At 71.3% G+C, this 11,953-nt stretch carries 15 protein-coding genes; 12 read left to right on the plus strand and 3 right to left on the minus strand.

The features are described from left to right. The first annotated feature begins 107 nt into the window (after positions 1–107). The 8 genes from ACWD26_RS22840 to ACWD26_RS22875 all read left to right on the plus strand — a co-directional run bounded on the left by ACWD26_RS22840 (position 108) and on the right by ACWD26_RS22875 (position 7,431). Positions 108–1,235 carry a ParA family protein gene (locus tag ACWD26_RS22840; RefSeq protein ID WP_257547070.1) on the plus strand — a complete coding sequence of 376 codons (1,128 nt, stop codon included), beginning with the start codon at positions 108–110 and terminating at the stop codon, positions 1,233–1,235. Then, complete coding sequence (locus ACWD26_RS22845) at positions 1,220–1,798, plus strand: hypothetical protein (RefSeq protein WP_451272819.1); 579 nt, start codon at positions 1,220–1,222, stop codon at positions 1,796–1,798. The genes ACWD26_RS22840 and ACWD26_RS22845 overlap by 16 nt, the downstream gene beginning before the upstream one ends. A gap of 18 nt (positions 1,799–1,816) precedes the next feature. Continuing rightward, a complete protein-coding gene (locus tag ACWD26_RS22850; RefSeq protein WP_451272821.1) occupies positions 1,817–2,914 on the plus strand; it encodes a segregation and condensation protein A in 1,098 nt (365 codons plus the stop codon). Beyond that, the gene (scpB, locus tag ACWD26_RS22855) at positions 2,911–3,564 is read left to right on the plus strand and encodes an SMC-Scp complex subunit ScpB (RefSeq protein WP_451272823.1); all 654 of its coding nucleotides are present in this window, start codon (positions 2,911–2,913) and stop codon (positions 3,562–3,564) included. Before ACWD26_RS22850 ends, scpB begins: the two co-directional genes overlap by 4 nt. Further along, entirely contained in the window at positions 3,564–4,727 is a 1,164-nt protein-coding gene (locus ACWD26_RS22860) for a pseudouridine synthase (RefSeq protein WP_451272825.1), read from the plus strand. The genes scpB and ACWD26_RS22860 overlap by 1 nt, the downstream gene beginning before the upstream one ends. Positions 4,728–4,917: 190 nt before the next feature. After that, positions 4,918–5,643, plus strand: a complete 726-nt coding sequence (locus ACWD26_RS22865; protein ID WP_451273180.1) for an NUDIX hydrolase — start codon at positions 4,918–4,920, stop codon at positions 5,641–5,643. After that, the gene (locus ACWD26_RS22870; protein ID WP_451272827.1) at positions 5,643–6,665 is read left to right on the plus strand and encodes an ADP-ribosylglycohydrolase family protein; all 1,023 of its coding nucleotides are present in this window, start codon (positions 5,643–5,645) and stop codon (positions 6,663–6,665) included. Before ACWD26_RS22865 ends, ACWD26_RS22870 begins: the two co-directional genes overlap by 1 nt. Before the next feature lie 4 nt (positions 6,666–6,669). After that, positions 6,670–7,431 (plus strand): nucleotidyltransferase domain-containing protein, encoded by a 762-nt coding sequence (locus ACWD26_RS22875; protein ID WP_451272829.1) that lies wholly within the window; start codon positions 6,670–6,672, stop codon positions 7,429–7,431. Here ACWD26_RS22875 and ACWD26_RS22880 read toward each other — a convergent pair. The 3 genes from ACWD26_RS22880 to ACWD26_RS22890 are packed head-to-tail and all read right to left on the minus strand — an operon-like array spanning position 7,348 to position 9,033. After that, positions 7,348–8,163: a nucleotidyltransferase domain-containing protein gene (locus ACWD26_RS22880; RefSeq protein ID WP_451272831.1), complete on the minus strand. Its 816-nt coding sequence runs from the start codon at positions 8,161–8,163 to the stop codon at positions 7,348–7,350. The genes ACWD26_RS22875 and ACWD26_RS22880 overlap by 84 nt on opposite strands. Positions 8,164–8,185: 22 nt before the next feature. Next, positions 8,186–8,620: a Rieske (2Fe-2S) protein gene (locus ACWD26_RS22885; RefSeq protein ID WP_451272833.1), complete on the minus strand. Its 435-nt coding sequence runs from the start codon at positions 8,618–8,620 to the stop codon at positions 8,186–8,188. Next, the gene (locus tag ACWD26_RS22890) at positions 8,617–9,033 is read right to left on the minus strand and encodes a DUF6529 family protein (RefSeq protein ID WP_451272835.1); all 417 of its coding nucleotides are present in this window, start codon (positions 9,031–9,033) and stop codon (positions 8,617–8,619) included. Before ACWD26_RS22890 ends, ACWD26_RS22885 begins: the two co-directional genes overlap by 4 nt. Here ACWD26_RS22890 and aroH point away from each other — a divergent pair. The 4 genes from aroH to ACWD26_RS22910 all read left to right on the plus strand — a co-directional run bounded on the left by aroH (position 8,975) and on the right by ACWD26_RS22910 (position 11,942). Continuing rightward, positions 8,975–9,337, plus strand: a complete 363-nt coding sequence (gene aroH / locus ACWD26_RS22895; protein ID WP_257547092.1) for a chorismate mutase — start codon at positions 8,975–8,977, stop codon at positions 9,335–9,337. The two genes, ACWD26_RS22890 and aroH, sit on opposite strands and share 59 nt — an antisense overlap. Beyond that, the gene (locus ACWD26_RS22900; protein ID WP_451272837.1) at positions 9,334–10,419 is read left to right on the plus strand and encodes a prephenate dehydrogenase; all 1,086 of its coding nucleotides are present in this window, start codon (positions 9,334–9,336) and stop codon (positions 10,417–10,419) included. Before aroH ends, ACWD26_RS22900 begins: the two co-directional genes overlap by 4 nt. A 201-nt stretch (positions 10,420–10,620) precedes the next feature. Next, a complete protein-coding gene (gene cmk, locus ACWD26_RS22905; RefSeq protein ID WP_451272839.1) occupies positions 10,621–11,298 on the plus strand; it encodes a (d)CMP kinase in 678 nt (225 codons plus the stop codon). Between the two features lie 14 nt (positions 11,299–11,312). After that, the gene (locus tag ACWD26_RS22910; protein ID WP_451273182.1) at positions 11,313–11,942 is read left to right on the plus strand and encodes a lysophospholipid acyltransferase family protein; all 630 of its coding nucleotides are present in this window, start codon (positions 11,313–11,315) and stop codon (positions 11,940–11,942) included. The last annotated feature ends 11 nt before the right edge of the window (positions 11,943–11,953 follow it).

Consider the following 11,953-nt stretch of genomic DNA (forward strand, 5'->3'; position numbering starts at 1 on the left):
CGTCGGCATGGTGCCACGCTGACCTATCTAGAAGTTTCCTGGTCACCAAGGAGGTAAGACGACTTGTGAATGAGTCGACATTTACTCCCGGGGGTGGTCAACCAGGAATGCCTGCGCCGGTCTCGGGTCCCACGGGGTTCGCGGCTGTCGGCTCCGTCGCTGTCCGCACCTTCGCAGCCCACCAGAGCCCGCAGGCAACTCAGACAGCACTCCAGAGCATGGATGGCCAACACGTGAACGCCATGGCCGGCGACGGAAGTGGCGGGGTCCACAACCACTTCGCCGACTACGACGAGCTGCCCGACGGGCACTTCTACGACCCCGACGCCGAGTACGAGCCCGATCCGGAGTACGCGGCCACGCTCGCGCCCGACGCGGCCCGCCAGCGCCGCGAGCGCATCGGTCCCACCGGTCGCCCGCTGCCGTACTTCCCGATCCCCGGCCCGCTGACCGACCACGGCCCCGCGAAGATCATCGCGATGTGCAACCAGAAGGGTGGCGTCGGCAAGACGACGTCGACCATCAACCTGGGTGCCGCGCTCGCGGAGTACGGCCGCCGGGTCCTGCTCGTCGACTTCGACCCGCAGGGCGCCCTCTCGGTCGGCCTCGGTGTGAACCCGATGGAGCTCGACCTCACGGTCTACAACCTGCTCATGGAGCGGGGCATGTCGGCCGACGAGGTGCTGCTGAAGACGGCGGTCCCCAACATGGACCTGCTGCCGAGCAACATCGACCTTTCGGCGGCCGAGGTCCAGCTGGTCTCCGAGGTCGCGCGCGAGTCGACGCTCCAGCGGGCGCTGAAGCCGCTGATGGCCGACTACGACTACATCGTGATCGACTGCCAGCCCTCGCTCGGTCTGCTCACGGTGAACGCCCTGACGGCCGCGCACAAGGTGATCGTGCCGCTGGAGTGCGAGTTCTTCGCCCTGCGAGGTGTCGCCCTGCTCACCGAGACCATCGAGAAGGTCCAGGAGCGGCTCAACCCCGAGCTGGAGCTCGACGGCATCCTCGCCACGATGTACGACTCGCGCACCGTGCACAGCAGAGAGGTGCTCGCGCGTGTCGTCGAGGCGTTCGACGACCACGTCTACCACACGGTCATCGGGCGCACGGTCCGCTTCCCGGAGACCACGGTCGCCGGTGAGCCGATCACCACGTACGCCTCCAACTCCGTCGGCGCCGCCGCCTACCGCCAGCTCGCCAGGGAGGTGCTCGCCCGGTGTCACGCCGAGTGAGTCTGCCGGGGGCCGACGAACTCTTCCGTACGACAGGGGGAATGGCGCTGCAGCCGTCCACTCCCCGGCGGGGGCCGGGCGGGGAAGCCCGTGTGCCCGCTCCCGCCGGGGACAGCGACGGGGCGGCCACCGCAGAGGACGCGCCGCCGTCCGTGCCCGTGCAGGGCGGTGACGGCGAGGGGTCCGAGCATGTGGCCGCGGACGCCGAGTCCGACGGTGAGCAGCCGCGCAGTCGCTCCGCCGCGGCGGGGGCCGAGCGGGCCGCTGCCGCCGGGCGGCAGCCGAGGCCGCAGGAAGGTTCTGCCACCGCCGCGCCCCGCAAGAAGGGGCGGGCCTCCGGGCGCCGGCCCAGTGGGCGGGAGCGGCACGACGAGAAGATCACCGTGTATGTCTCCGCCGAGGAGCTGATGGATCTCGAACACGCGCGGTTGGTGCTGCGCGGGGAGCACGGGCTGGCCGTCGACCGTGGGCGGATCGTGCGGGAGGCGGTCGCCGTGGTCCTGGCGGATCTGGAGTCCCGAGGGGACGCGAGCATCCTCGTGCGACGGCTGCGCGGGCGGTAGGGGTAGCCTGCGGGGGCTATGACCTCGTCTGACTCCTCTGGCTCCGGCTCGGCTTCCGGTGCGTCCGGTGGTCGTCGGCGTGCGCTGGGGAGGGGGGCGCTGGCTCCGCCCTCGGCTTCGCCGGTCGAGCCGATCTCGAGCGAGTCCTCGGTCGAGGAGCGCTCTTCGGCTTCGAGCGAGTTCTCGGTCGAGGAGCGCTCTTCGGCCGAGGCCGATGGGCACCACGCGGGCGGGGCCGATGAGGCTCCCTCCGCTGTCGAACCCGAAGCGGCGGCCGACGACGGGGTCTTCAAGGTTCGGCTCGCCAACTTCGAGGGGCCCTTCGACCTGCTGCTGCAGCTGATCTCCAAGCACAAGCTGGACGTCACCGAAGTGGCCCTCTCCAAGGTCACCGACGAGTTCATGGCGCACATCAGAGCCATGGGGCCGGACTGGGACCTCGACGAGACCACCGAGTTCCTCGTCGTGGCCGCGACGCTGCTGGATCTGAAGGCGGCGCGACTGCTGCCCGCCGCCGAGGTCGAGGACGAGGCGGACCTCGCGCTTCTCGAAGCCCGGGACCTGCTGTTCGCGCGGCTGCTGCAGTACCGCGCGTACAAACAGATCGCGGAGATCTTCAACCGGCGGCTGGACGAGGAGGGGCGGCGCTATCCCCGGACCGTCGGGCTGGAGCCGCAGCACGCCGAGCTGTTGCCCGAGGTGGTCATCAGCATCGGGGCGGAAGGATTCGCCAAGCTGGCGGTGAAGGCGATGCAGCCGAAGCCGAAGCCGCAGGTGTACGTCGACCACATCCACGCGCCGCTGGTGAGCGTGCAGGAGCAGGCCGGGATCGTCGTGGCCCGGCTGAAGGAGTTGGGCGAGGCCTCCTTCCGGGTGCTCGTCGAGGACACCGACGACACGCTCACTGTCGTCGCCCGGTTCCTCGCGCTGCTGGAGCTCTACCGGGAGAAGGCCGTGGCCCTCGATCAGGAGACCGCGCTCGGGGATCTGATCGTGCGGTGGACCGGCGGGGACGGGGACGCGGAGCCCGTGGTCACGGACGAGTTCGACCGGCCGCCCGAGCCGCCCAAGGACGAGCCGTCCAAGGACGAGCCGCGCAAGGAGGAGAAGGCGTGAGCGAGGAGAGAACCGAGCCGCCCGCGGGGCTGCGTACCGTCGCCGGCCTCGACCTCAAGCCCGCCCTGGAGGCCGTCCTCATGGTCGTGGACGAACCCGCGACGGTGGAGCACCTGAGCAAGATCCTGGAGCGGCCGAAGCGGCAGATCTCCAAGGCGCTCCGGGAGCTGGCCGACGAGTACGCGGCGCAGGGGCGTGGCTTCGAGCTGCGGCTGATCGCCGGAGGGTGGCGGTTCTACACCCGGCCCGAGTACGCCGCCGCCGTCGAGCGGTTCGTGCTCGACGGGCAGCAGGCCCGGCTGACCCAGGCCGCGCTGGAGACGCTGGCCGTGGTCGCGTACCGGCAGCCGGTGAGCCGCAGCAGGGTCTCGGCCGTGCGCGGAGTCAACTGCGACGGGGTCATGCGCACCCTCCTGCAGCGGGGGCTGGTCGAGGAGGCGGGCGCGGAACCCGAAACAGGTGCGATCCTGTACAGGACGACGAACTACTTCCTGGAGCGGATGGGCCTGCGCGGCCTGGACGAGCTCCCGGAGCTCGCGCCCTTCCTCCCGGAGGCGGAGGCGATCGAGGCCGAGACCCAGGAAGCCGTACCGTCGTTCGATCCGGACGCTCCGGATTCCGAGGACGCAGACGACAAGACGGAACTTTGATGCGAAGCAGCAGCGGCAGGAACAGCAGCGGAAACAACGGCGGGAGCCGTGGTGGCAACAGCGGCGGCCGCGGTGGGAACAGCGGTGGCCGCAGTGGGAACAGCGGTGGCCGCGGCGGGAGCAGCGGTGGTCGCGGTAATTACCGCGGTGCCGGGAACGACCGCGACGACAGGCAGGGCGGCCGGCCGAAGAAGCCGCGCCCCGAGGAGCGTCGCTACGACGTGGGCCCCGGCGCCTCCCCGGAAGGGCCGAAGTCAGGGCGCGGCGCCTCCGCGCGCGGAGGCGCCAAGGGCGGACCCCGGCAGGGCCAGGGCACCGGGCGGGGCCGTTCCGTGCCGGCCACCTCCCGTGAGTACGACGCGCGGGCCGAGGAGCGCAACCGGGAGCGGTACGCGGGCAAGAAGGACGTCAAGCTGCCCAAGACCTTCCCGGGCGCCGAGCAGGAGGGCGAGCGGCTGCAGAAGATCCTCGCACGCGCGGGCTACGGCTCGCGGCGGGCCTGCGAGGAGCTGATCGAGCAGGCGCGGGTCGAGGTCAACGGCGAGATCGTGCTGGAGCAGGGCAAGCGGGTCGACCCGGAGAAGGACGAGGTCAAGGTCGACGGGCTGACCGTCGCCACGCAGTCGTACCAGTTCTTCTCGTTGAACAAGCCGGCCGGTGTCGTCTCGACGATGGAGGACAACGAGGGCCGGCAGTGCCTCGGCGACTATGTGACCAACCGCGAGACGCGGCTGTTCCACGTCGGGCGGCTCGACACCGAGACCGAGGGTGTCATCCTGCTCACCAACCACGGTGAGCTGGCGCACCGGCTGACCCACCCCAAGTACGGCGTGAAGAAGGTCTATCTCGCGCACATCGTCGGCCCCATCCCGCGCGACCTGGGCAAGCGGCTCAAGGACGGCATCCAGCTGGAGGACGGGTACGCGCGCGCGGACCACTTCCGGGTCGTCGAGCAGACCGGCAAGAACTACCTCGTCGAGGTGACCCTGCACGAGGGGCGCAAGCACATCGTGCGCCGGATGCTGGCGGAGGCCGGCTTCCCGGTCGACAAGCTGGTGCGGGTCGCCTTCGGGCCGATCACCCTCGGCGACCAGAAGTCGGGCTGGCTGCGCCGCCTGTCCAACACCGAGGTCGGGATGCTGATGCAGGAGGTCGACCTCTAGAGCCTCCGCCGTGTTCGAGCAGTGGGCCGGTCCCGGCTTTGCCATCGGGGCCGGCCCTTTGCCGTCCCCGGCGCCGCTCTTGGCGACGTTCTTGGCTTTCCTTTCCCCGTAAAAGGGTTGTGCCCAGGCGCCCGCGCTTTTATAGTCGATATGACTATTAGTCATCGTGACCATAAAGGGGGTGGTGGAGATGACCTCACCCGAGGGATACGACAAGTACGCCTACGAACCCTTCGCCGTCACCGTCGACCTGGCCGTCTTCACCGTCCGCGCGGGCGCCCTGCAGGTGCTGCTCGTCGAGCGCGGGCAGGAGCCGTATGCGGGCCGCTGGGCGCTGCCCGGCGGGTTCGTGCTGCCGGACGAGTCCGCGGAGGAGGCCGCCTGGCGCGAGCTGGCGGAGGAGACCGGCGTCAAGGACGTCGCCGGGCTTCACCTGGAGCAGTTGCGGACCTACAGCGAGCCCGGCAGAGATCCCCGGATGCGGGTCGTCACCGTCGCGTTCGCCGCGCTGTTCCCGGACCCGCCCGTCCCGCACGGCGGAGGTGACGCGGCACAGGCCCAGTGGCTGCGGTTCAACGCCATCGGTCCGCTCGCCTTCGACCACGACCGCATCCTCGCCGACGCCCACGAACGCGTCGGCGCCAAGCTCGAGTACACCTGTCTCGCCACCTCCTTCTGTCCGCCCGAGTTCACGCTTGGCGAGCTGCAGCAGGTCTACGAGACCGTGTGGGGCACTCCGCTCGACCGGCCCAACTTCCGGCGCAAGGTGCTGGCCACGCCGGGCTTCGTCGAACAGGTGCCCGGCGCCGCCCGCCTGACCGGCGGCCGCGGCAAGCCCGCCGCGCTGTATCGAGCGGGAGGGGCCACCGCCCTGCACCCGCCCCTGCTGCGACCCACCACGGAAGGACGGCCCTGATGACCATGACGCTGCGTACGAAGCGCTCCGCCACCGGCTCCCTGATCGGACTCGCCCTCGGAGACGCCCTCGGCTTCCCGACGGAGTTCAACGACGTCCCGTCGATCCTCGCCAAGTGCGGCCCCTGGCGGAGCATGGAGCTGCCCAAGCCCGCGATCGTCACCGACGACACCCAGATGACGCTGGCGCTGGGGCACGGGCTGCGCGCGGCCATGGACCGAGGGGTGCTCGCCCCCGAAGCCCTGGTGCGGGCCGTCCGCAAGGAGTTCGTGGAGTGGTCCCGCTCCCCGGAGAACAACCGCGCCCCCGGCCACACCTGCATGGTCGCCTGCGAGCTCCTCGCGGTCGACCGGCACCCCTGGCAGTTCGCCAGCCAGATCCACTCCAAGGGCTGCGGCGCCAACATGCGGGTCGCGCCCCTCGGCCTGATCGGCCCGCTCAGCGACGAACAGCGCGCGGGGGCCGCCCAGTTGCAGGCCGCCCTCACCCACGGCCATCCCACCGCGCTCGCCGCCTCCGACCTCACCGCCCACGCGATACGGCTGCTGGCCCAGGGCGCCGAACCCATGGGTCTGATCGGCCGGCTGCGTTCGTACGCGTACGAGAACCGCTCCCGGTACCACGCGCGCTGGCTCGGCGACCTGTGGACCTACAGCCAGGACCCCTCGCCCGAGCACTACATCGCCCGGGGCTGGGACGAGTGCCTGGAGGCCCTGGACCGCGTCCAGCGGGCCCTGCGGCTCCCGTCGCCCGAGGAGGACCCGTGCCTGGCCACCGGGGACGGCTGGATCGCCGAGGAGGCCCTCGCCACCGGGCTGCTGTGCTTCCTACTCTTCGTCGACGAGCCCGTCACCGCGCTGCGCCGCGCCGCCTGCACCCAGGGCGACTCGGACTCCATCGCCTGCCTCACCGGTGCCTTCGCGGGCGCCTACCACGGCCCGGACGCCTGGCCGGCCGGGTGGGCCGACCGGATCGAGTACCAGAGCGACCTCGTGTCGTTGGGGGCCCTCTGGGACGCTTGAGGGCATGACCGACACCCTCGACATCGACCTGGCTCCCGTGGTCGCCGAACAGCCCGACCCCCTGCTGTTCGCCACCGTCTCCGGAGCCCATCTCTACGGCTTCCCCTCGCGCGACTCGGACGTCGACCTGCGCGGAGTGCATCTGCTGCCCACGGCCGAACTGGTCGGGCTGCGCGAGCCGGAGGAGACCCGGTCGAGGATGTGGGACCGGGACGGCGTCGAGATGGATCTCGTCACGCACGATCTGCGCAAGTTCGCACGGCTGTTGCTGCGCCGCAACGGCTATGTGCTGGAGCAGTTGCTCTCCCCGCTCGTCGTCCACACCAGCGAGGCGCACCGCGAACTGATCGCGCTCGCCCCCGGGGTCCTCACCCGCCATCACGCCCACCACTACCGGGGATTCGCCATCACCCAGTGGCGCCTCTTCGAGAAGACCGGTGAACTCAAGCCGCTGCTCTACACGTTCCGGGTGCTGCTCACCGGCATCCACCTGATGCGCAGCGGCGAGGTGCAGGCCCATCTGCCCACCCTGCTGCCCCGGATCGACGAGGCCCCCGCCTATCTGCCGGAGCTCGTCGCGGCGAAGGCGGCCCAGGAGCACGGCAAGGCGGACGTCGACCAGGAGCGCGTCGCGGAGGACGTGGAGCGGCTGCACGGGGTGCTCGACGAGGAGCAGGCGCTGTCAGTGCTGCCGGAGAACCCGTCCGCGTACGCCGCCCTGCACGACTTCGTCGTCCGGGTCCGCCTGGACGGGCTGAAGGGCTGAGACCTCCCGCACGGCTGAGACGTCCCGCACCGCTGAGACGTCCCGCAGGGCTGAGGCACGCCGGGTCCGGACGACGAAGTCCTCGACCCGGGGCCGGTCCGGCTCCGCCGGCAGCGGGCTGCGCGACGCCGCCTCCTCGGCCTCCGCCGCCAGCCGGGTCATCCAGGACTCGACGCCGGACCACGGCATTTCGCCGCGCTTCACCGCCAGCAGGGGCTCGCGCTGGTCGCCCACGTCGATGATCAGCGTGCCCGTGCGCAGCAGGTCCCGGCAGCTCATCAGGAGGCGCAGCAGATGCATGGCGTGCTTCCAGCGGGGGGCGCCGTGCGTGCGGATGTCCGCGTCGAGCTTCTTGCGCTGGCCGAGGGCGTAGCGGGCGAACGTCTCGTGGGCCTGTCGGGAGAGGAACGCCTCGCGCAGGGCCAGCAGTTCCCTGCCCGTGGCGTCGACGTGCTCCACCAGGGGGGAGTGCAGGCACTCCAGGATGTTCGGGTTGGCGCGCAGAGCCAGATTGCAGAAGCGCTCCAGCTCCCAGCTGAACTGCTCCTCCGCGGGCCCCTCCACATGGGTCGGCGGCTTCTCGAAGCGCCAGAACAGCTCGGTGGGAGCCAGGAAGACACCCCGCAGGTCCGTGTCGCTGCCGTCCGTCGCGAGACCGAAGGCGCGCGAACCCATCACACAGGCGTAGATCGTGTGGTCACGGACCAGGGCGTGCGGGTGTGGGGGCTGCATGCCCGGGAGCGTACGTGGTGGCTCAGGCCAGCTGAATCGAATTTCCCGCGACCTTGATCTCCTCGGCGGGCAGTGCCTCGGTGGCCGGACCCCGCGCCACCGCCCCGTCCGTGATCTTGAACTTGCTGCCGTGGCAGGCGCAGTCGATCGTCTCGTCGGAGACGCTGCTGACGATGCAGCCCTGGTGTGTGCAGACCGCCGAGAAGGCCCTGAAGTCGCCCTCCTCGGGCTGGGTCACGACGACCTTCCGGTCCGTGAAGATCCTGCCGCCGCCCACCGGGATGTCGGCCGTCCTCGCCAGCTCCTCACCGGCGCCCGTGCCGGCGTCGCCGGGCGAGGCCTCCTCCACGCGGTCGCCGCTGTTGTCGTCGCCGGACCCCCCGCACCCCGTGAGCAGTGCCGCCGTGCCCGCGGCAGCCGTCGCCAGAACCGTGCGCCGCGTCGAATCCATCGTCATGTCGTCACTCCGAACGTGCGGAAGAGCCGGCCGGGGAGTCGCCCCGAGCGGAGCAGCGGCATCTTCGCACTGAAAGCACCGAAGAATAAACAACCCAGGAGAGAGTGCCGCAAAAGGAGCGATTCGTGCATCCGGAAGCCGAGGGGGTCGAGGGTCATGAGCAGCTCCCTGGGAAACGTCGTCGGTCGCGCGGTAGCTGACCACCGACGTCGACCGTGCCGCTGACGCCGGCACCACGGCGCCTCCGCCGGGGCCCGGGCGTCTCGGCAGGCGGGCGTCGCGTCCCGGCTCGGAGCGGGCTGACTAGGCTGGTTGTACAGAGAGCCGGGATGTACATCAGCGAGGAGCACAGCCGTGGCGGTACGAGCGGTCCGGGGCGCCGTCCAACTCGAGCGGGATGAGGCGGGGCACATGGACGAGCAGGTCGGCGAGCTGCTGACCGCGGTCCTGGAGCGCAACGGGCTCACCCCGGACGACCTGATCAGCATCTGGTTCACGGCCACCCCCGACCTGCACAGCGACTTCCCGGCCGCCGCGGCCCGCAAGCTCGGCATCGTCGACGTGCCCCTGATCTGCGCGCAGGAGCTGGACATCGAGGGCGCCATGCCCCGGGTGGTACGGATCCTCGCGCACATCGAGTCCGACCGGCCCCGCTCCGAGATCGCCCACGTGTACCTGGGGGCCGCGGCCGCACTCCGCAAGGACATCGCCCAGTGAGGACCGCCCTCGTCATCGGCACCGGGCTGATCGGCACCTCCGCCGCCCTCGCCCTCGCCCAGCGCGGCGTGACCGTCCACCTGAGCGACCACGACCCCGAGCAGGCCCGTACGGCGGCCGCGCTCGGCGCCGGCACCGACGAGGTGCCCGACGCCCCGGTGGACCTCGCGATCGTCGCCGCCCCGCCCGCCCACGTGGCCGCGACCCTCGCCGACGCCATGCGCCGGGGCCTCGCGCGCGGGTACCTGGACGTCGCCTCCGTCAAGGGCGGCCCCCGCCGGGAGCTGGAGGAGCTGGGCCTCGACCTCTCCTCCTACATCGGCTCGCACCCCATGTCCGGCCGCGAGAAGTCAGGCCCGCTGGCCGCCACCGGGGACCTCTTCGAGGGCCGCCCCTGGGTGCTGACGCCCACCCGGGACACCGACACCGAGGTCCTGAACCTGGCGCTGGAGCTGATCTCGCACTGCCGGGCCGTCCCGGTGGTCATGGACGCCGACGCCCACGACCGGGCCGTCGCCCTCGTCTCCCACATGCCGCACCTGGTCTCCAGCCTGGTCGCCGCTCGCCTGGAGCACGCCGAGGAGTCGGCCGTACGGCTGTGCGGGCAGGGCATCCGGGACGTGACCCGGATCGCCGCCTCCGACCCGCGCATGTGGATCGACATCCTCTCCGCCAACCCCGGCCCGGTCGCCGACCTCCTCGCCGACGTCTCCGCCGACCTCGACGAGACGGTCCAGGCCCTGCGCGCCCTACAGGCCTCCGACGAGGCCAAGCGCCGCGAGGGCGTCATCGGCATCGAGGACGTCCTGCGCCGCGGCAACGCCGGTCAGGTCCGCGTCCCGGGCAAGCACGGGTCCGCTCCGCGCGCCTACGAGGTCGTGGCCGTCCTGATCGACGACCAGCCGGGGCAGCTGGCCCGTATCTTCGCCGACGCGGGGGCCGCCGGGATCAACATCGAGGACGTCCGCATCGAGCACGCCACCGGCCAGCAGGCGGGTCTGGTGCAGCTGATGGTGGAGCCGAAGGCGGCGGTGGTGCTGACGGGGGCGTTGCGCGAGCGGGGCTGGGCGATCCGGCAGTAGGGACGGGTGCGGGGGTGTGGGGCCGACGTGGTCTGGCCCCCGCTTCGGCCCGAACGGCCTCGTCCGCAAGCGCCGGACGGGCTGGAGGCGCCGCCGGACGGGCTGGAGGGGCGGCCGGACGGGCTACGCGCACCCAGTACCCTTGTCCGGGGCGCTTTCCCGTCCCGCCCCACCACCTCGGACCAGGAAAGGTGCTCCCCAGTGGAACGCGCCACAGTGATCGTTGCCATCGACGGCCCCTCCGGCACGGGCAAGTCGAGCACCTCGAAGGCCGTGGCCGCGCAGCTCGGGCTGAGCTATCTGGACACGGGCGCCCAGTACCGGGCGATCACCTGGTGGATGGTCAACAACGGCATCGACATAGAGGACCCCTCCGCGATCGCCGCCGTCGCCGGTAAGCCGGACATCGTCTCCGGTACCGACCCGTCCGCGCCGACCATCACGGTCGACGGCACGGACGTCGCCGGCCCGATCCGCACTCAGGAGGTCACCTCCAAGGTCAGCGCGGTCAGCGCCGTACCGGAGGTGCGGGCCCGGATCACCGAGCTGCAGCGCTCCATCGCGTCGGGCGCGGAGAACGGCATCGTCGTCGAGGGCCGCGACATCGGTACGACCGTGCTGCCGGACGCCGACCTGAAGGTCTTCCTCACCGCCTCCCCGGAGGCCCGCGCCGCCCGCCGCAGCGGTGAGCTCAAGGGATCCGACGTCCAGGCGACCCGCGAGGCCCTCCTCAAGCGGGACGCGGCCGACTCCAGCCGGAAGACCTCGCCGCTCGCCAAGGCGGACGACGCGGTCGAGGTGGACACCTCGGACCTCACCCTCCAGCAGGTCATCGAGTGCGTGGTCACGCTCATCGAGGAGAAGCGGGCGGGGAAGTGACTGCTCCCTCCGAGATGGGTGCCGAGGTCGGGCGGCGCATCGGCGTCGGCCTGATGTACGGGCTGTGGAAACCGCGCGTGCTGGGCGCCTGGCGGGTCCCCACGACCGGTCCGGTGATCCTCGCCGTCAACCACTCCCACAACATCGACGGCCCGATGGTCATGGGCGTGGCACCTCGCCCGACGCACTTCCTGATCAAGAAGGAGGCGTTCATCGGTCCCCTCGACCCGTTCCTGCTCGCCATCGGGCAGGTGAAGGTGGACCGTTCGACCGCCGACCGCACCGCCATCACCCAGGCGCTCGACATCCTGGCCGACGGCGGTGTGCTGGGCATCTTCCCGGAGGGCACCCGGGGCGAGGGCGACTTCGCCTCGCTGCGGGCCGGGCTCTCCTACTTCGCCGTGCGCAGCGGGGCGCCGATCGTCCCGGTCGCCGTACTGGGAAGCACGGAGCGGCGCGGACGGTTGATAAAGGGGCTGCCCCCGCTGCGCTCCCGTGTCGACGTCGTCTTCGGCGACCCGTTCGAGGCGGGCGACGGCAGCGGACGGCGGACCCGCAAGGCGCTCGACGAGGCCACCGAGCGCATCCAGAAGCAGCTCGGCGCGCATCTGGACCATGCCCGGCGGCTCACCGGCCGCCGGTAAAACGCCGGGCG

Source organism: Streptomyces sp. NPDC002787 (assembly GCF_053592095.1).